Raw genomic sequence first — 17894 nt, forward strand, 5'->3', positions numbered from 1 at the left:
GGGCACGGATCAGTCCGCCGGTTTCAGCACGTAGCCGGCGCCGCGCACCGTGTGGATCATCGGTGCGCGGTTGGCGTCGATCTTCTTGCGGAGGTAGGAAATGTAGAGTTCCACGATGTTCGCCTGGCCGCCGAAATCGTAGTCCCAGACCCGGTCCAGGATCTGGGCCTTGCTGATGACCCGTTTGGGGTTTTCCATGAGGTAGCGCAGCAGCTCGAACTGGGTGGCGGTCAGATGGATATCCTCACCGGCCCGGGTAACGTCCCGGGTGTCGACGTTGAGCACCAGGTCACCCACCACGAGTTCGGCGGTGTCCATGGCGGCCACCCCGGAGCGCTGGACCAGTCGGTGGAGCCGGAGCAGCACCTCTTCCATACTGAAGGGCTTCGTGACGTAGTCATCGCCGCCGGCCGCCAGCCCGGTAATGCGGTCCTGGACGGCGTCTTTGGCCGTGAGGAACAGCGCGGGAACTTCCGGCGCGAACGCGCGGATCCGGCTGAGCAGTTCGACGCCGTCGAACCCGGGGAGCATCACGTCCAGCACGAGCACGTCGGGGCGGAAATCCTTGGCAAGCTTGACCGCTCCGGGGCCATCCGCCGCCACAGCCACGGACCAGCCAGCCATCCGGAGCCCCATGCTCATGAGCTCCGACAGGCTGGGCTCATCGTCCACCACCAGCGCGCGGATGGGCGAGCCGTCCGGATGCGTGAGCTGGGGCAGGTTATTGGTCATGGAGTGCGAAGTGGCCATGGGACGACTCTCCGATCTGCCGTTGAGGCGCGGCTTTGGGGACCCTGTGCGGCACCTGTGAATCTCAGACTACCGAGCTGGAAGCCGCCCCGGGAGCGGGAGGCCTGGTTCGGTACGGCTGCCGACCGGACGCCCGGTCCCGCTGAAAGGTCACAGGCGCGGCTGTTGGCCCGCACAGCCGGGGCACAGGACCGCTTACCACGCTGGGGTGGACACAAATCCGCACCCCGACAGGAGAAACACCATGAGCGGTCAGCAGCCCGAATCCGGTTCCCGCCCGATCCCCGAACCCGTCTCCGACGCCCCCACCCCGGCGGCGCCCGCGCCCGTCACCACGCCCTATGCCGCCGCGCAGCCTGCCGCCGGGCAGCCGGCGGCCTCGCCGGCGGAAGCCGGACAGCCCGCTGACGGTGGGGCCCCCGGCTGGGGTGCGCCGGCCGCCCCGGGCTGGGGTGCGCCGGCCGCCCCGGGCTGGGGTGCGCCGTCGGCCGCAGCCCGGCAGACCTCGGCGGGGAAGCCGTGGACCCTCAAGCGGGGACTCGCCGTCGCGGGCGCTGCTGTTGTGCTGGCAGCCGGCGCCGGCGTCGGCGTGTATGCCCTCAGCTCAAGTTCGGCGGCGGCTAGCGGGACCGGGGTCGGGGCAGCCGGCGGGCCCGGCAGCGCCAGCCAAGGCTCCGTCCCGGGGATGCCGGACGCCCCGCAAGGAGGGGTCGCGGGAGGCGGAATGTCCGGGCAGGGCGGTCACGACGACTTCGCAGCGGGCATGGGCGGCCTGGCCGGCGGGCTGTCCGCAGCTGTGCACGCCGAATACGTCGTGCTGAACGGTAGCGAGTACACCGCCATGGCCGAGCAGCTGGGAACAGTGAGCCAGGTCAGCGCTTCCTCCGTCACGGTCGAGAGCAGTGACGGGTTCACCCGCAGCTATGCCCTCGGCAGCAACCTGGTGGTGAGCAACATGGAACAGCGGCGCCAGCAGGCCGGCGGCACAGGCTCCCAGATGAGCGTTGCGGACATTGTCGCCGGCGGGACCGTGCGGGTCGTCGCCGCGAAGGACGGATCCGGTTACACGGCCTCGTCGGTCCAGATTGTGGCGGCCACCGCCACCGGCCAGACCAACTGACTTCCGCAAACTTCCGCACCGGGCACACTGCCGGGCCACGCGGCCCGGCAGCGTGCCCACTCCGTGGACTACTGGCGGTGGCGGAACTCTTCCGGATGGATTCCGCCATTGATGCCTACAGTGAACGTTTTCCGGCCTGAGGGCCACACTGGCGAAGAATCTTCGGCAAGGAGCGCCAAAAAGCCGCTCGTTCGGCAAAACACATATTGATTCGCCTGCTTATCAAAATTGTGATTTACACTACAATCGCCATTTTCGTCTCACGATGCGGACTTTGGAGTCCATTGTTACTTGCTAGTTCTTATTGTTACGTTGCACACTTCAATTGTGAACAAGAACTCAACAGCACCTGCAGCCGCAGCTTCCTGGATCAGCGCACCAGCTGGTACTGAGATGCCCTGTTGTCGAATGCACGCCTAACTTCTACACCCCAGAACGTTTCTAGGCATTCGCCCCCAGCCCAGCGTCGGGCGCCCCTCCCCAGTTCTCATTGCGGGGAAATTAGCATTCGAGCCGCGATGACGGCCATTCACATTGAGGTAAGCATTCCATGTCAGTTGCATCCGGATACGTCCACATCTCCGTCCGTAACGCCAACAAGGCCGGCCAGAACGGCCTCCGCCAGGGCTTCGGCGGCCGTCCGAGCTTCCCCGCCGGATCCGGCAACAGCTTCCCCGCCCCCGGCTATGCCGCGCAGGGCTACAACCCCAGCTCCTACGGCCAGCTCCGCGCCGTCCCCGCCGCCGAGCCGGCCCCGGCCACCGCACCGACCCCGGTGATCGCCTCCGGCAACGGCAGCCCGGTCCGCCCCGTGCCCAACGACAACGTGGCCCGCGGCTTCGTGCTCTACATGGGTATTGACGAGGAGACTGCAGCCGCTGCCGGCACCTCGATTGCCAAGCTGGCCCAGGAGATCCGCGCCTACGCCCAATCGCTTGTGGCCGGCGCCGAAAGCTATGCCGCCGTCGCCGTCGCCCCGGCGTCCGCGCCGGGTTCCGCGCTCGACGTCGTCCGGTCCACCTTCGGCGATCCCACCGCCGGTGCCCGCCAGCGCGCCGAGAACGCCCGGCTGCAGCAGCCCCAGGACCCGCGCCCGTCCGGCGTGCTGATCGACCTCGCCCGCCGCGAAGTGGCGCTCGACGGCGAATCGCTGAACCTCACGTTCAAGGAATTCGAGCTGCTCAACTACCTCGTGGAGAACGGCACCCGCACCGTGGGCCGCGACGAACTCCTTGAGGGCCTGTGGCGCAATGCCGAAGAGGTCCCCAACGAGCGGACCATCGACGTGCACATCCGCCGGCTGCGCTCCAAGCTTGGCCGCCTGGCCAACACCGTGCGGACGGTGCGCGGCCAGGGCTACCGGTTCTACGAGCACCCCGAAGTCGTAGTCTGGGCCGCTCCGGAATACTCCATCTAGCCTTAGCTTCACGCAAAGCGCCCGCCCCTCCTTTGGGGCGGGCGCTTCCGCTTTCGCGGCACGATAGTCACGCGCGCCCGACGGCATTTTGTCGTGCCTTAGACACCTCCCTCGTTCCTCGGTCGGCGATGCGGCACTACGCAAAACGCCGCCGTCCGCGCTGTCGGGGTGCGCCGCTGCGCTGCAGCGCCCTCGCAACACGAACTGACATTCCGGAGCACGGATCGACGGAGTATGTGCCTCCGCGGGGTTTGGACTCTGTTGCGTTTGGGGGCTTCGGCGTAGTCTCGGTCCCGTCGATCCGACTATTGGGAGGAAACATGTCCGTTGCACGCATTACTACCCTGAGCTCCAACTCCAAAACCTCGTTTGACGCCGCCATCAAGGAAGGCGTCGACCGGGCCAACAAGACCTTGAGGAATGTCACCGGGGCATGGGTCAAGGAGCAGAAAGTTGAAATCAGCGACGGCGCCGTCGTGGCCTGGCATGTGGTGCTGGAAGTGACCTTCGTCCTGGACGACTGACAGGTCGCCCGCTGTGGAGCGCGCTCGTGGCCAAGCCGGCCGCACTAGGATTGAGCCATGAGCGCGCATCACATTAAACGTCTGGTGCTCATGCGGCACGCCAAGGCGGACTGGCCGGGCGGCGTCGCCGACCACGAGCGGCCGCTCGAAGAGCGCGGGCACCGGGAAGCGCCGCTGGCCGGGAAGTGGCTCCTTAAACACGGTGTGGTCCCCGACTTCATCCTCTGCTCCAGCGCCCTGCGGACGCGGCAGACCTGCACCTGGGTGTGCAGCGAACTGGGGGACAAGGCCCCGACGCCGAAACTTGAGGACGGCCTTTACGGCGCCTCGGCCCTGCGCATGTTGGCGGTTATTAACCATGTCCCGGACACCGTCACGACGCTCATGGTGATCTCGCACATGCCCGGTGTGCAGGACCTGGCCATGCATCTGGCCTCCCGGGACTCCAACCAGGACGCCTACATGGACGCGGCCACGCGCTATCCCACCAGCGGCCTGACGGTCTTCGAGACTGAGAAGTCCTGGGCAGAGCTGGACGGCCAGGACGCACGGCTGACCCACTTCAAGGTGCCCCGCGCGAAGTAGCAGGCCAGTGCACCGGCCAGCCGATGGTCAGCACTCTCATTGTGTTGTTTACTGATGCTGTTATTGCTTTTACTGCCGGTGTTTTCTTAGCGACCGAGGGAAAAGGTGGATCAACGTGGATTCAGGACAGCTCGTAGGGATCATCGTCGGCATCGTAGTGGTGCTCGCGATCATCGCCGTGGCAATATATCTCAGCCGCAAGCGCAAGACGGAGGCTGACCGGAACCGGGCCGCCGAGATGCGCGAAAAAGCGGAGGCCGACCAGCTGGCTGCGAGGGACCATGAGGCCAAGGCGGCGCGGGCGGAAGCCGACGCAAAGGCCGCCGAAGTCGAAGCCGAGCGCCTCCGCATGCAGGCCCGCGGCACACAGCAGGAGGCAGACACCGTCCGTGCCGGTGCCGAGGAGCAGCTCCGCCGGGCCGACGACGTCGACCCGGATGTAGTAACGACCGAACGCGGCGATGCCCAGTCCCAGGAGACACGCACCCACGATGCCCAACCGCACGAGGAACTTCACCCGCACGAGGAACTGCGCCGGGACCGGGGCGACCGCGATCGCACGGCAGGAACCGGCGACGCCGCAGGGTTCCGCGAGGAAACGGTGGCGGAGCGCCGCGACACCGAGGACCCGCACGGTGAACGGCCGCGCAATCTCTGAGGCGCGGCAACGGCGACGGCCGCGGGTGCGATGACCCCTCGACATTCCGGGCTTGCCCTGCTCGTCGCCGTCTTGTGGGGCGTCAACTTCGTCGCCATTGACCTTGGCCTGCACCCCGACGGCGCGCAGATGCCGCCGCTGCTGTTCGTGGCCATGCGCTTCGCCCTCGTGGTGTTTCCCTGCATCTTCTTCATCCGCAAGCCGGACGTCAGCTGGAACGCCATCATCGGCGTCGGGCTGCTGATGAGCGCAGGCCAGTTCGGCCTGCTCTACCTGGCCATGGCCCTCGGCATGCCCGCGGGCCTGGCCTCGCTCGTGCTTCAGGCCCAGGTCCTGCTGACGGTCCTGCTGGCGGCGGGAATCCTGGCCGAACGGCCAACCCGGAGGCAACTCGCCGGCGTCGTGCTGGGGATTGCCGGGCTCGCCGTGGTGGCCGTAGGCCGCAGCCTCGTGGCCCCGCTGCTTCCCCTGCTGATCGTGCTGGCCGCGGCGCTGTCCTGGGCCGGGGGCAATATCGTGGCGCGGAAGGCAAAGGCCGCCTCCGGGCTCGGGCTGGTGGTGTGGTCCGGCGCGGTGGTCCCGTTGCCGCTGGCCGGACTCTCACTGCTGGTGGACGGGCCGGCGGCGGTGTCGGATGCCCTGGTGCAGCTGCAGCCGGTGACGATGCTCAGCGCGCTCTACACTGCCGTGTTCGGCTCCCTCGTCGGGTATGGCATCTGGAACCGCCTGCTGGGGCTCTACCCGTCCTCCGCCGTCGTTCCCTTCACCCTGCTGGTCCCGGTGGTCGGCATGACAACGGCCTGGCTGGTGCTGGCCGAGGTGCCCTCGGCGGCGGAAGTTGCCGGCGGACTGCTGCTCCTGGCCGGCGTGGCGATCGCCGTGCTGCGGGGTGGTCAGCGCCGGGTGGGGGATTTGGCGGCGGGGCGGACCGGGGCCTTGACCGCCGGTTTCGCCGGCGCCTTGGCAGCCGGCTTGGACCCCGGCGACGCTGCCGGTGACACCGGCCGCTTGCCGGCCGGCACGGCGGAACGTGGCGCCGAAGCCCGCGGAGTGGCGGAGCGCGGAGTTGCGGGCCGTGCCGCGGAAGCGCGCGGCGTCGCGGACCGTGGCATCGACGCCCGGGCGGCAGGGCGGGCAGCGGGTCTGCGGGGCGCCGCCCCACTGGACGCCGAAGCCGGGCGCCGGGACGCGTAAGGGGCGCGGGGTGCGGGTCGGCGGCCGGGCAGGACGGTGCCGGCGAGCAACAGGACGAGCGTGAGCGCTCCGGCGGCTGCCGAGAGGTAGAAGTACAGGTCCGGATGCTCGGTATCAACGTTGGTGGACAAGGCGTTCGGATCCGGGTTGAAGGCCAGCCCCCACTGGCGCAGGAAGGCGATGCCAAACGCGATGAAGAGGATGCTGCCGACGCCGCTTGCCAGCAGTGTCTTGTACCGCCGTCGGACCAGCACCTCGGCCACGGACGCCACATAGGCGACGGCGGAGGCGGCGAGGAACCAGAGCCCCACCGTTTCGTGCAGGGTGACGCCGGTGAGGGCCAGCAAGGCCAGAGCGGCAAGGGATGCTCCGATGGCAGTCTTGCCGCTGTTACCCATGTGGTGCATGTGACTAATCATCCCCGAGTGTGACTACTTCACAACGTAGCCACGCATGATCGCCATGATTGCGGCGACACTTTGCGCCCGGGTGCGTTCGGGGTTGTAGGTCTGCCGGTCCAGCCCCACGACAAAGCATGCCCCGAAGATGGCCGTCTCCAGGCTGCCGCGGGAGAGCGCGGGATCCACCGGGTACTTGGCGGCCACGGCCTCGATCGCGGCGCCAATCACCCCGAGCAGCCGGCCGCGGAGCTCGGTGAAGGTGTCCTGCCACTCGCTGGGCGTCCGCCAGTTCTCGCTGACCCACAGCCGGGCGAAGGAGGGGTATTCGGCCATGAAGTCCATCGCCTGGCCGATCATCTCGTCCATCGCCTCCAGCGGATCCGCCGACTCGTCCTTGACGCTCAGCAGCCGTGCCATCAGGATGTCCACACCGTGCCGGAGCAGTTGGGCGATCAGATCCGACTTGCTGCCGAAGTTGTAGTACACCGTGCCCTTGGAGACGCCCGCGGCCGCGGCGATTTCGTCGACCGTCACGCTGGCGGCGCCGCGCTCGCCGATCAGCTCCATCGACGCCTCGAACAGCTTCTGCTTGGTGGCGTTGGTGCGTCCGGGCCGCAGCTTCTTCCCTGCGTCGGCGTCGGTCGCCACGTCCACGCGGGGCTTGGTGCTCATACGGCGATCTCCGGCTTCAGGGTCTTGAGGGTCCAGAACTTGTGTTTCCGGACGGCGACGGCGGACATGGCCAGTCCCAGCAAAGTGTAGCCAACCAGGCCCAGCATGGTGGGCAGGATGCTGGCCAGATCGGCTCCGTAGATCAGGTGCCGCATGCCATTGACCACATAGCCCATTGGCAGCAGCTGGTGCACCACGTGCAGTGGCTCCGGTGTGGTCTGCCAGGGGAAGGTGCCGCCGGAGGAGACCAGCTGCAGGACCAGCAGGATCAGCACCACCAGCTTGCCGGGCGAGCCGAGCAGCGCCACCACACCCTGGATGATCGCACTGAAGGCCATGGCAGCTGCCAGCATCAGGACCCACATCAGCACGGGATGGGCGGGGTCGAGGCCCAGCCCCACATCCACCACGAGGGTCAGCAGGCTGGCCTGGACCGCGGCAACCGCCAGGAACGGCAGCCAGCCCCCGACGGCGATCTTCCACGTCGGGGCGTTGGACGCCAGGGCGCGCTGGGTGACCGGCCGCATGGCCTGGATCAACATGAAGACACCGATCCACAGGGCCAGGGTCAGGAAGAACGGAGCCAGTCCGGCCCCATAGGAACCCGCCTTGGCCTGCGAGACGTTGCTGACGGCCACGGGGTCCGCCATGACCTTGGCGAGGCTGTCCTTCTTTGCATCGTTCGGGTTGGGTACCTTGCCCGCGCCCTTGGCCAATTCGGTTGCGAGGGTCCCGGCGCCGTCGGACGCTTTCGCCGAACCGCTCTCGAGCCGCGCTGCGCCGTCGTCGAGCTGCTGGGCGCCCTGGGCGAGTTTTTCCGCGCCGGCCAGGGCGTTTTGCTGACCGGCGGCGAGTTCCGCGGTGCCGCCGGCGAGCTGATCCGCCCCGGCGGAGGCCTTCCCGACGGCGTCGCTCAGGGCCGGGGCCGCGCCCGCCAGCTGCGCGGCACCCGCGCTGACTGCGGCGGAACCGTCCGCCAGCTGCTGCACCTGGGCCGCCGCGCCTTGGAAAGCGCCCGCCGCTCCGGAAGGCGCCGGCGCGGTGTTGGCGTCGTAGTCGGCCAGGATGGCATCGGCCTGGGCCTGGGTAATGACGCCGGCGGCGACCAGGCGGCCATTGGAGGCCACGACCCGGCCGCGCTGGGCCTGCGCCGCGGCCTGTTCCGCGGACGCGAGCTGGCCCGCCATGCCTTGCAGCTTCGTGTTCAGTGCGGCGTTTCCGGCGGCCACCTGGGCGGCGCCGTCGGCCAGCCGCTGCGTATCCGCGGGCAGCGTGGATGTCTTGCTGTTGAGCTCGCGCAGGCCGCCGGCGAGCTGCCCGGCCCCGGCGTTCAGGGTGTTGGCCCCGTCGAGGAGTTTGCGCTGCCCGGCCACCAGTTCGCCGGTCCCGTTCCTGAGGGAGGAGGTGCCCTGGTGCAGGCTGGCCGCGCCGTCGTGCAGCGAGGACACCCCGCCGGCGAGGTCCCGCGCGCCGTCGGCGGCTTTGAGCATCTGGGAGTGGATGGTGCCGAAGCCGGTGAGGAGCTGGTTGGCGGTCTCCTGGCCCACTTCTTTCGCCACGGTCGAGTGGACGGCGGTGGTGAGCTTGTCCACGATCGTGCCGAGCAGGTAGTTGTTGGCGTCGTTGGTGGTGACGTTCAGCATGGCCTGGTTGGCGGCGTCGAAGCTTCCCGGCGAGACCAGGTTCGCGGAGAAGTCCCGGGGGATCTTGAGCGCGAACGCGTACTGGCCGCTGCTCACGCCCTGGTCCGCTGCCTCCGCGCTGGAGACGGTCTGCCAGTTGAAGACGTGGCCCTGGACGAGGCTGTCGGCGACCTTCCGGCCGGCCTCCAGCCGGGTGCCGTCGGCGGAGCTGGCGCCGGTGTCCTCCACCACCAGGGCGGCGTCGATCTGGTTCAGCTTGCCGTAGGGATCCCAGTTGGCGTAGAGGTACACCGCCCCGTAGAGCAGCGGCACCAGGGTTAGCGCCAGGATGGTCAGCTTCGGCAGCAGGCCGCCGGTCATGCGTTTGAGTTCGGAACGGGCCAGCCGCAGCACGGTCATCGGGCATCCTCGGTTTCGCGGTCGTGGTGGACATCCGCCGTTTCCGGCGCGGGGACGGCGTTGCCGATCTCCGCGACTGGACCGGTCCAGTCCGGCGGGAGGCTGCCGATGGTGGCGACGACGGCGAGCGGACGGCCGCCGTCGTACGCCAACTCCTGAAGCCGCGGCAGCCAGTCGGCCGGATCGCCGCTGTGGCGGTCCGGGGAATCGACCACCAGCAGGTCGGTGTGCGGATTGGCCAGGGCCAGCGCCGTCAGCAGCTCGAGACGGCGGTCGGCGGGCAGCTCCTCGGCCCAGCGCCCGGCGATGTCCTCGAAGCGGTTGACCTTAAGCCACGGCGTGCTGAGCAGCGCGCCGCGGTAGCGGCGGGGGATCAGGGCGAGGTCCTCGGTGACCAGGTCGCGCACGCTCAGGTGCTGCTCCGGCTCGTTCACCCCGGGGGCGTCGACGACGGCGCTCGCCTGCCGCAGCTGCTTGATCCGGCCGCCGCCGTCCCACTCGAGGCTTCCGGCCGAGGGCTTCATCCGGCCGCTCAGGGTCAGGGCCAGGGCGGTGCGCTGGTCCTGGCGTTGGCCGGTGACGAGCAGGAGTTCACCCCGGGCCGCCTGCAGCGAGGTGGGCGGGAGCAGGTAGTCCCGCCGGCCCTTCACGTGAAGCTGTTGAACGCAGAGCAAGGAAAGCCTTTCGCAGAAATGATCTACTCCAAGGCTAACTAAACTGACCGGTCAGTTCAAATAGATGTGGGCAAACAGACACCGGGGCCCCGAAACCGACGGTTCCGGGGCCCCAAGTGTCTGTTCGCGCTTAGAGGCCGTACTCCTCGAGAAGCCGCAGCCACACCTCGCTGATCGTGGGATAGGACGGGACGGCGTGCCAGAGCCGGTCCAGCGGGACTTCGCCGACGACGGCGATGGTCGCCGCGTGCAACAGCTCGGCAACATCCGGCCCGGCGAAGGTGGCGCCCAGCAGCACTTTGCGGTCCTCATCGACCACCAGCTGGGCCCAGCCCTTGTAATGCTCGGAATGCAGCGAGGAGCCGGCCACCTGGATGGGGAGCTGCACGGAGGTGGCCCGGTAGCCGTCCCTCTCGGCCTGTTCCAGGCTGCGCCCGACATTTGCCAGCTCGGGGTCGGTGAAGACCACATTGGGGACGGCGTGCTCGTCCGCGGTGTGGGCGTAGCGGCTCCACGGGGCCGGCTCGCCGGTGAGCGTGCCCTTGGCGCGGGCGGCAATCGCGTCGCCGGTGGCCCGCGCCTCGTATTTGCCCTGGTGGGTGAGCAGGACCTTGCCTGCGGCGTCGCCGACGGCGTAGAGCCACGGGCTACTGTCGTTGCCGTCGGCTCCCCGGACGAGCCCGCTCGCGTCCGTCTCGAGCCGCGGGGCCTTCCCGTCGTCGGCGGACAGGCCCACGCTCTCCAACCCGATGCCCTCCACGGCGGGGTGCCTGCCGGTGGCGACCAGGAGCTTGTCCACCGTGACGCTGCCGCCGCCGTCGAGCGTCAGGGTCAGGGAGCCGTCGTCGTTCTCATGGACGCCTTGGGTGCCGGTGCGGAGGTGGAGTTCGACGCCGTCGGCGCGCAGCCCCGCCTGGACCAGCTCGGCCGCCGGGGCCGGAAAAGCTCCCAGCAGCCCGCCGCGGGCCACGACCGTCACGGTCGACCCGAGCCGGGCGAAGGCCTGGGCGAGCTCCGTGCCGGCCACGCCGCCGCCGAGCACACCGAGCCGCGCCGGGATCTCGTGCGCGGAGGTGGCCTCCCGGGTGGTCCAGAAGTCGACTTCCTCGAGGCCTTCGATGGGCGGGATGGTGGGGCGCGACCCGGTGGCCAGCACGATGGCGTGGCGCGCCACGAGCTTGTAGCTGTTGCCGTCCACGCCGGCCACCTCCGCCCGGCGGGCCCCGGTGATCCAGCCGTGGCCGCGGAGCAACTCGATCCCGGTGTCCTCGACCCATTTGACCTGGCTGTCGTCCTGCCAATTGGAGGTGAAGTAGTCCCGCCGCTTCAGCACGGCCGCGGCGTCGAGCACCCTGGTGACCGCCTCCCCGGCGCCCGGCACGGTCTGGGCGCCATGGAGTGCGGTGCCGGGCCGGAGCAACGCCTTCGATGGCATGCAGGCCCAGTACGAACACTCGCCGCCCACCAGCTCCGCCTCCACCAGGACGGCCGTTAATCCGCCCCGGACCACGCGCTCGGCCACGTTCTCGCCCACCGCGCCTGCCCCGATCACGATGACATCGAATTCACGCTCAAAGTGTGCCGTCATGGCAACAGCCTAACCCCGCCGGGAGGGGCTTTGACGGGACACTGGGCAGGAGGTGGGACGTCCGCTACCCTGAGGATCACCTTTGGGGAGGAGTCCAGCCGTGTGCGCAGCCAATTCGGACGCGGGCGACGCCGGGCCGCCGCGCCGGTTGGGCGCGCAGGCCCGGCTGCGCGCCCTGCAGGCCGACATCATCGAGCTGATCCTTGAGCGGGAGCTGGAGCCCGGCGACCCGCTGCCCACCGAAAACGAACTCGCGGCGCTGCTGGGGATCGGCCGGAACACGCTGCGGGAGACGCTGAAGGTGCTCCAGGCCCTGGGCGTGATCGAGATCCGGCACGGCTTCGGCATGTTCGTGGCCGCGAGCAACTTCGAGGCTCTGGTTGGCGGGCTCAGCTTCCGGGCGCGGATGTCGCTGCGGCACCGGGGGCGGGAGGCGCTCGAGCTGATCGAGGCGCGGCGGCTGCTGGAGTCGGGGCTGATCGGCGTGTCCATGGCGCGCATGACGGCGGACCACCTGGCGGGACTCGAGGCGGCGGTGCTGCGGATGGAAGAGCTGGCCGGGTCCGGGGAACACTTTGTCGAAGCCGACGCCGATTTCCATCGCAAACTGTTCGAGCCGCTGGGCAATGAGCTGCTACTGGGCTTGGTGGACGCATTCCAGGCGGTCTACCGCCGGATCCAGCTTGAACTGGGCGGCGACGCCCGGCCGGCTGCCGCCGACGTCGAACCTGCCGGAGCCGACACCGCCGACGTTGGCACTGCCGCGGGGGCTGCGCTGCACCGGGGCATCTACGCGGCTGTGGCGGCGGGCGACGCCGTCCTCGCCGCGGAACGGCTGGGCAGCCACTTTGACGGGATACGCCGGCGTATCGCGGCTGCCGTGGGGGAGTAAGTCGCCGGCCGTGGCCCGGTTTCCGCTACCGTTTGAGACCGGTGCGGCCCGGATCGGACCTGCCTCTGTCCGGAACCGCCGCGGATTTCTGAAACAAGCCGGGAAAGCAAAAGATCCGCACCGGCGGACCGGTGCGGATCTTTTCTATCTGTGCGCCCAAAGGGATTCGAACCCCTGACCTTCTGTTCCGTAGACAGACGCTCTATCCAGCTGAGCTATGGGCGCATTCTCGGCTCTTCGGGAACTTCTCGCTCCCCGAACCTCGAATTACTTTACGCGAGAGGGGCCCAGAGTTCCAAATCGAGAGCCATGTAATCTGCCCGACTAGACCGGTCTACGTGACCTTGATCACAAAAAGACCAGCGCTCGGAGATATTAAACCTTGATTTTCCGGGGATTTTGGATCTCGGCTCCATCGTCAACCCGTATTTGGGCCTGAAACTGAATCACCCGCGAGACCTAGCATTTAGGACACACCACTGAACCCGAGGAAGGGAACCGTAATGGGCGATCTGGCGCGACTGCCGCTGCTTGAGAAAGCACCCACCACACATGCTGGACTGCTGGCATGGGTTGAAGAGGTTGCTGAACTGACCCAGCCGGACCGGATCCACTGGGTTGAGGGCTCCGAAGAAGAGAACACCCGGCTCACGGACGAGCTCGTGGCGGCCGGAACCCTGACCCGGCTGAACGAGAAGCTGTTCCCGTATTCCTTCGCGGCATTCTCAGACCCCGCCGACGTCGCCCGCGTCGAGGAGCAGACCTTCATCTGCTCCGAGAACGAACGCGATGCGGGCTTCACCAACAACTGGATGGCTCCCGCGGAGATGAAGGAGAAGCTGCGCGGCCTGTTCAGCGGCTCCATGCGCGGCCGCACCATGTACGTCATCCCCTTCGTCATGGGCCACCTCGACGCCGAGGACCCGAAGTTCGGCGTGGAGATCACGGACAGCGCCTACGTTGTCGCCTCCATGCGCATCATGGCCACGATCGGCACCGACGTGCTGAACAAGATCACCGCCACCAACGCCTTCTTCGTCCCGGCCCTGCACTCCCTGGGCGCCCCGCTGGCCCCGGGGCAGGCTGACGTCGCCTGGCCGTGCAACCCGGACAAGTGGATCGTGCACTTCCCGGAGGAGCGTTCCATCTGGTCCTTCGGCTCCGGTTACGGCGGCAACGCCCTGCTCGGCAAGAAGTGCTACGCCCTGCGCATCGCCTCGGTCATGGCCCGCGACGAGGGCTGGCTGGCCGAGCACATGCTCATCCTCAAGCTGACTTCGCCGGAGAAGAAGAACTACTACATCTCCGCGGCGTTCCCCTCCGCCTGCGGCAAGACCAACCTCGCCCTGCTTGACCCCACGATCGAGGGCTGGGATGTCGAAACCCTCGGCGATGACATCACCTGGATGCGGATCGGCAAGGAAGGCGACCTGCGCGCCACCAACCCCGAGGCCGGCCTGTTCGGCGTCGCCCCGGGCACCGGCTGGGGCACCAACCCCAACGCCATGCGTGCCATCGCCAAGGGCCACAGCATCTTCACGAACGTTGCCCTCACGGACGACGGCGGCGTGTGGTGGGAAGGCATGACCGACGAGGTCCCCGCGCACCTGACCGACTGGCAGGGCAACGACTGGACCCCGGCGTCGGACCAGCCTGCCGCGCACCCGAACTCCCGCTTCTGCACCCCGATTTCGCAGGTCGACATGCTGGCCGAGGAGTACTACAGCCCGGAGGGTGTGGAGCTCTCCGCGATCCTCTTCGGCGGCCGGCGCAAGACCACGGTGCCGCTGGTGACCCAGGCCCGCAGCTGGACCAACGGGATCTTCATGGGCTCGACGCTCTCCTCGGAGACCACGGCCGCCGCGGCCGGACAGGTCGGTGTGCTTCGCCGTGACCCGATGGCCATGCTGCCGTTCATCGGCTACGACGCCGGCGACTACCTGAAGCACTGGATCAGCGTCTCCGGCAAGGCCAACCCGGAGCGGCTGCCGCACATTTTCCTGGTGAACTGGTTCCGCCGCACGGCTGACGGCGGTTTCGCGTGGCCCGGCTTCGGCGACAATGCCCGTGTCCTCAAGTGGGCCATTGAGCGCATCGAGGGCAAGGCCGACGCGGTGGAGACTCCCATCGGCTTCGTTCCGACCGGCCATTCGCTGGACCTCACCGGCCTGGACCTGACCCACGCCCACGTCGAGGACGCCGTCCGCGTGGACCGCGAGGAATGGGACGCCGAGCTGGCCTCCATCGAGGAGTGGTACGCAAAGTTTGGCGACTCGCTGCCGGACGCGCTGCGCGCCGAGCTCGACTCGCTCAAGGAACGGATGTCCGCGCACTAGCAGGCGGTTGATCCAACGACGGCGGCCCCGCACCTTGGATAAGGTGCGGGGCCGCCGTCGTTCCCTCATCGATTGTCCCCACCGGTTCCCTAGCCTCACAAGTTCGGCTGGGGAACCCTCCCGGCGTGGCCCCACCGCGGATGCCCTTTTGAGGCCTCAGAACGGCCGTTGCGGAGCAGCCGATGAGTCATGGCGGGGCCGGTGGCTGCCGGGACCAAGGCCCCTAGCCTGTAGTCGGGAGCGGCCGTAGGCTCGTCGCATTCATCAGCCGGGCCTGACGCTGACTGCCAGGGATGCGGGGAACATCCCGGGCGCGCGGCGGCGTGCCCTCCGCCTGCCCCGGCAGGCGAAACCCCAGGAGCACTCATGCTTGTCACCGAGGATATCCAGGCCCTGTCCGAAGCTGTCAGCGGAACGGTCGCTTTGCCGGACAGCCCAGAATTCGCGGCCGAGACGTTCGCGTTCAACGCCGCTACCGTCCACCGGCCCGACGTCGTCCTGGGCGCCAGCACCGCCCAGGACGTCGCGGCCGGGGTCAAATGGGCGGCGGAACGCCGGGTGCCGGTGGCGGTGCAGTCCACCGGGCACGGCGCCGACTCAGTGGTCGAGGGCGGCCTGCTGATTAACACCAGGCGGTTGCAGGAGCTGCACATCGACCCGGTGGAGCGCACCGCGAGGGTGGGGGCAGGAGTGAAGTGGCGCAGCGTCCTGGAAGCAAGCGTTCCGCTCGGGCTGGTGGGACTGCACGGCTCGAGTACCGACGTCGGCGTCGTGGGATACACCGTCGGCGGCGGGCTTCCAGTGCTGGGCCGCGCCCACGGCTTTGCCGCTGACCATGTCCGGAGCATGGAAGTGGTCACCGCGGACGGTGCATTGCGCCGGATTGACGCCGAGGCCGAAGCCGAGCTGTTCGCGATGATGCTCGGCGGCAAGGGCAACTTCGGGATCGTGACCGAACTCGAGTTCAGCCTTTTTCCGCTGGGCGAGTTCTACGGCGGCGGCATCATCTATCCGGGTGCCGATGCCGCCCTCATCCTGGCGGCGTTCCGGGAGTGGTTGCCTACGCTGCCGGAGGACGCCTCGCCCTCGATTTCGCTGCTGCGGCTTCCCGACATGGAGTTCGTCCCCGCGCCGCTGCGGGGCCAGTTTGTGGTGCACCTCCGCTTCGCCTTTCTGGGGAACCGGGAGGCCGGCGATGCGCTGCTGGCCCCGATGCGCGCCGTTTCGAGCCCGTTGATGGATACGGCCGGCCCCATGAGCTACCTGGACGTTGACCAGATCCACATGGATCCGGCGGATCCGCTCCCTTTCACAGCCGGCGGAGCGCTGCTGAAAGATCTCGGCGACAGTACCCTGGCGGAGCTGCTGAAACACACCGGCGAAGGCTCGGACTGTCCGCTCCTCCTGGTCGAAATCCGGCCGCTGGGTGGCGCCTTGGCCCGTGCCGGGGCGCTGCCGAACGCCGTGTCGGGGCGGGACGCGGCATTCCTGCTCTTCCTGCTCGGGTTCAAGATGCCCCCGGTCGCCGAGGCCGTCTCGGCAGCCATCCGCACGGTCCTGGCCGCGATGGCTCCGCACTCGACGGGTTTTACCCTGGTCAACTTCCACGGCGAACCCGGCGATGAGGCTGACCGTTCCAGGGCATGGTCGCCCGCCGTCTATGAACGGATGAGGGCCGTGAAGTCCAGCTACGACCCCGGCAATCTCCTGCGGTTCGGCCACGCGATCACCGGTGTGCCGTCGTGAGGTGAGGTGAGGCCCGGGCCAGGGCTCCTGGCCCGGTTATCCACGACGGCGGCCCCGCACCTTGCGCAAGGGTGCGGGGCCGCCGTCGTTCTTTCATCGATTGCTCGGGACTCAGTTGGCGAGCCAGATGTCCGGCCCGAAGACCTCGTAGTGGATCTTGGTGGCGGGGATGCCCGCATTGATGGCCTCGTTGCGGATGTTCTTCATGAACGGCAGCGGACCGCACAGGTACAGCGAGGCGTTGGCCGGCAGGTCCACGTCGCGCAGCGACATGAAGCCTTCCTTCGCCCCCGCCTCCGGCCGCTCGAGCCAGAGCTGCAGCTCGGCTGCTTCCAAGCGCTCGACGTCGTCCGTCATCTGGGAGCGCAGCGCCCAGCTGTCCAGGGTGCTTTCCGCGTGCAGGACCAGCACCTGTCGGTCCGAACCGGCCTCGGCAAGGGCGCGCAGGATCGAAGCCGACGGCGTGCAGCCGATGCCGGCCGACGCCAGGACCACGGGGCCCTCGCTCTCCTTGAGCGTGATTTCGCCGTAGGGGTTGGAGATCTCGAGGATGTCCCCGACCTCGACGTGGTTGTGCAGCACGGGGGAGACCTCGCCGCCGTCGTCGAGCTTGGTGGTGAAGCTACGGCTGGTGCCGGCGTCGCCGGAGAGTGAGTACTGGCGGACCTGGCGCAAGCCCTCCGGCAGGGTGACCTTGACGCTGACGTACTGGCCGGGGAGGGCCGGGGTGATGGGGGTGTCGTCGGCCGGTTCCAGGGTGAACGTCATCGAGCCGGTGCCGGCGGGGGTCTTCGCGGCGACCTTCCACGGGGACCACATCTTGCCGTTGGCCTGGCCGGCGTAGAGGCCCTTCTCGAGCTTGATCAGCGCGTCGGCCATAAGCCAGTAGACCTCGGTCCAGGCCTCGGCGATTTCCGGGGTGATGACCTCGGCCAGGTCTTCGGCGATGGCGGCGAAGAGGTGCTCGTAGACCACCTGGTACTGCGGCTCGGTGATGCCGAGCGAGGCGTGGCGGTGCGCGATGCGCGACAGCACGGTCTCCGGCAGGGTGCCCGGGTTGCTGACAAGGTGGCTGGCGAAAGCGGCGATGCTCCCGGCCAGGGCCTGCTGCTGGTTGCCGGAGCGCTGGTTGGAGCGGCTGAACAGCCCGTCCAGCAGCTCGGGGTGGGCGCCGAAGAGCCGGGCGTAGAACTTGGGGGTGATATCGCCGATCCGGGAACCGACCAGCGGCAGGGTGGCCTCGATGACGGGGAAGGACTTGTCCGAGAGCATGCTGACTCCTGAGATAGTGGCCC

The 17894-nt window shown here is 68.4% G+C and carries 15 protein-coding genes and 1 tRNA gene; 9 read left to right on the forward strand and 7 right to left on the reverse strand.

The window, feature by feature from the left end:
• Window positions 1-9: 9 nt before the first annotated feature.
• Window positions 10-750, reverse strand: a complete 741-nt coding sequence (locus AC1DH3_RS08250) for a response regulator transcription factor (protein WP_476909026.1) — start codon at window positions 748-750, stop codon at window positions 10-12.
• A 244-nt stretch (window positions 751-994) separates the two neighbouring features.
• On the opposite strand from AC1DH3_RS08250, the gene AC1DH3_RS08255 reads away from it, so the two are divergent.
• From AC1DH3_RS08255 to AC1DH3_RS08280, 6 genes are all read left to right on the forward strand, one after another.
• Window positions 995-1870 carry a hypothetical protein gene (locus AC1DH3_RS08255; RefSeq protein ID WP_476909027.1) on the forward strand — a complete coding sequence of 292 codons (876 nt, stop codon included), beginning with the start codon at window positions 995-997 and terminating at the stop codon, window positions 1868-1870.
• A 550-nt stretch (window positions 1871-2420) separates the two neighbouring features.
• Window positions 2421-3287, forward strand: a complete 867-nt coding sequence (locus tag AC1DH3_RS08260; RefSeq protein ID WP_441419001.1) for a winged helix-turn-helix domain-containing protein — start codon at window positions 2421-2423, stop codon at window positions 3285-3287.
• Window positions 3288-3607: 320 nt separating this feature from the next.
• The gene (locus AC1DH3_RS08265; RefSeq protein ID WP_146335814.1) at window positions 3608-3811 is read left to right on the forward strand and encodes a dodecin family protein; all 204 of its coding nucleotides are present in this window, start codon (window positions 3608-3610) and stop codon (window positions 3809-3811) included.
• Window positions 3812-3868: 57 nt separating this feature from the next.
• Complete coding sequence (locus AC1DH3_RS08270; protein ID WP_476909028.1) at window positions 3869-4396, forward strand: SixA phosphatase family protein; 528 nt, start codon at window positions 3869-3871, stop codon at window positions 4394-4396.
• Between the two features lie 115 nt (window positions 4397-4511).
• On the forward strand, window positions 4512-5054 hold the full coding sequence (locus AC1DH3_RS08275) for a hypothetical protein (RefSeq protein ID WP_476909029.1): 543 nt from the start codon (window positions 4512-4514) through the stop codon (window positions 5052-5054).
• A 30-nt stretch (window positions 5055-5084) separates the two neighbouring features.
• Entirely contained in the window at window positions 5085-6248 is a 1164-nt protein-coding gene (locus AC1DH3_RS08280; protein WP_476909030.1) for an EamA family transporter, read from the forward strand.
• A 431-nt stretch (window positions 6249-6679) separates the two neighbouring features.
• Here the strand turns inward: AC1DH3_RS08280 and AC1DH3_RS08285 are convergent, their stop codons facing one another.
• From AC1DH3_RS08285 to AC1DH3_RS08300, 4 genes are all read right to left on the reverse strand, one after another.
• The gene (locus AC1DH3_RS08285) at window positions 6680-7321 is read right to left on the reverse strand and encodes a TetR/AcrR family transcriptional regulator (protein WP_476909031.1); all 642 of its coding nucleotides are present in this window, start codon (window positions 7319-7321) and stop codon (window positions 6680-6682) included.
• A complete protein-coding gene (locus AC1DH3_RS08290) occupies window positions 7318-9363 on the reverse strand; it encodes a YhgE/Pip family protein (protein WP_476909032.1) in 2046 nt (681 codons plus the stop codon). The genes AC1DH3_RS08285 and AC1DH3_RS08290 overlap by 4 nt, the downstream gene beginning before the upstream one ends.
• Window positions 9360-10037 carry an ABC transporter ATP-binding protein gene (locus tag AC1DH3_RS08295; protein WP_476892819.1) on the reverse strand — a complete coding sequence of 226 codons (678 nt, stop codon included), beginning with the start codon at window positions 10035-10037 and terminating at the stop codon, window positions 9360-9362. The genes AC1DH3_RS08290 and AC1DH3_RS08295 overlap by 4 nt, the downstream gene beginning before the upstream one ends.
• 130 nt (window positions 10038-10167) lie before the next feature.
• Complete coding sequence (locus AC1DH3_RS08300) at window positions 10168-11625, reverse strand: dihydrolipoyl dehydrogenase family protein (RefSeq protein WP_476909033.1); 1458 nt, start codon at window positions 11623-11625, stop codon at window positions 10168-10170.
• A 100-nt stretch (window positions 11626-11725) separates the two neighbouring features.
• On the opposite strand from AC1DH3_RS08300, the gene AC1DH3_RS08305 reads away from it, so the two are divergent.
• Entirely contained in the window at window positions 11726-12517 is a 792-nt protein-coding gene (locus AC1DH3_RS08305; protein ID WP_476909034.1) for a FadR/GntR family transcriptional regulator, read from the forward strand.
• A gap of 151 nt (window positions 12518-12668) precedes the next feature.
• Here AC1DH3_RS08305 and AC1DH3_RS08310 read toward each other — a convergent pair.
• Window positions 12669-12742: transfer RNA gene (locus AC1DH3_RS08310), tRNA-Arg, on the reverse strand.
• Window positions 12743-13020: 278 nt separating this feature from the next.
• Between AC1DH3_RS08310 and AC1DH3_RS08315 the strand changes: the two genes are divergently transcribed.
• Both AC1DH3_RS08315 and AC1DH3_RS08320 read left to right on the forward strand, forming a co-directional pair.
• Entirely contained in the window at window positions 13021-14853 is a 1833-nt protein-coding gene (locus AC1DH3_RS08315) for a phosphoenolpyruvate carboxykinase (GTP) (protein ID WP_476909035.1), read from the forward strand.
• Between the two features lie 366 nt (window positions 14854-15219).
• Entirely contained in the window at window positions 15220-16599 is a 1380-nt protein-coding gene (locus tag AC1DH3_RS08320) for an FAD-binding oxidoreductase (protein ID WP_476909036.1), read from the forward strand.
• Window positions 16600-16710: 111 nt separating this feature from the next.
• Here the strand turns inward: AC1DH3_RS08320 and AC1DH3_RS08325 are convergent, their stop codons facing one another.
• Window positions 16711-17871 (reverse strand): globin domain-containing protein, encoded by a 1161-nt coding sequence (locus tag AC1DH3_RS08325; protein ID WP_476892815.1) that lies wholly within the window; start codon window positions 17869-17871, stop codon window positions 16711-16713.
• Between the last annotated feature and the right edge of the window lie 23 nt (window positions 17872-17894).

Source organism: Arthrobacter sp. 05L428 (assembly GCF_056397665.1).

What these genes read in the sequence shown, in the direction of transcription:
- AC1DH3_RS08250 (WP_476909026.1), bottom strand. Translation starts at nt 750, where the DNA reads ATGGCCACTTCGCACTCCATGACCAATAACCTGCCCCAGCTCACGCAT.
- AC1DH3_RS08255 (WP_476909027.1), top strand. Translation starts at nt 995, where the DNA reads ATGAGCGGTCAGCAGCCCGAATCCGGTTCCCGCCCGATCCCCGAACCC.
- AC1DH3_RS08260 (WP_441419001.1), top strand. Translation starts at nt 2,421, where the DNA reads ATGTCAGTTGCATCCGGATACGTCCACATCTCCGTCCGTAACGCCAAC.
- AC1DH3_RS08265 (WP_146335814.1), top strand. Translation starts at nt 3,608, where the DNA reads ATGTCCGTTGCACGCATTACTACCCTGAGCTCCAACTCCAAAACCTCG.
- AC1DH3_RS08270 (WP_476909028.1), top strand. Translation starts at nt 3,869, where the DNA reads ATGAGCGCGCATCACATTAAACGTCTGGTGCTCATGCGGCACGCCAAG.
- AC1DH3_RS08280 (WP_476909030.1), top strand. Translation starts at nt 5,085, where the DNA reads ATGACCCCTCGACATTCCGGGCTTGCCCTGCTCGTCGCCGTCTTGTGG.
- AC1DH3_RS08285 (WP_476909031.1), bottom strand. Translation starts at nt 7,321, where the DNA reads ATGAGCACCAAGCCCCGCGTGGACGTGGCGACCGACGCCGACGCAGGG.
- AC1DH3_RS08290 (WP_476909032.1), bottom strand. Translation starts at nt 9,363, where the DNA reads ATGACCGTGCTGCGGCTGGCCCGTTCCGAACTCAAACGCATGACCGGC.
- AC1DH3_RS08300 (WP_476909033.1), bottom strand. Translation starts at nt 11,625, where the DNA reads ATGACGGCACACTTTGAGCGTGAATTCGATGTCATCGTGATCGGGGCA.
- AC1DH3_RS08315 (WP_476909035.1), top strand. Translation starts at nt 13,021, where the DNA reads ATGGGCGATCTGGCGCGACTGCCGCTGCTTGAGAAAGCACCCACCACA.
- AC1DH3_RS08320 (WP_476909036.1), top strand. Translation starts at nt 15,220, where the DNA reads ATGCTTGTCACCGAGGATATCCAGGCCCTGTCCGAAGCTGTCAGCGGA.
- AC1DH3_RS08325 (WP_476892815.1), bottom strand. Translation starts at nt 17,871, where the DNA reads ATGCTCTCGGACAAGTCCTTCCCCGTCATCGAGGCCACCCTGCCGCTG.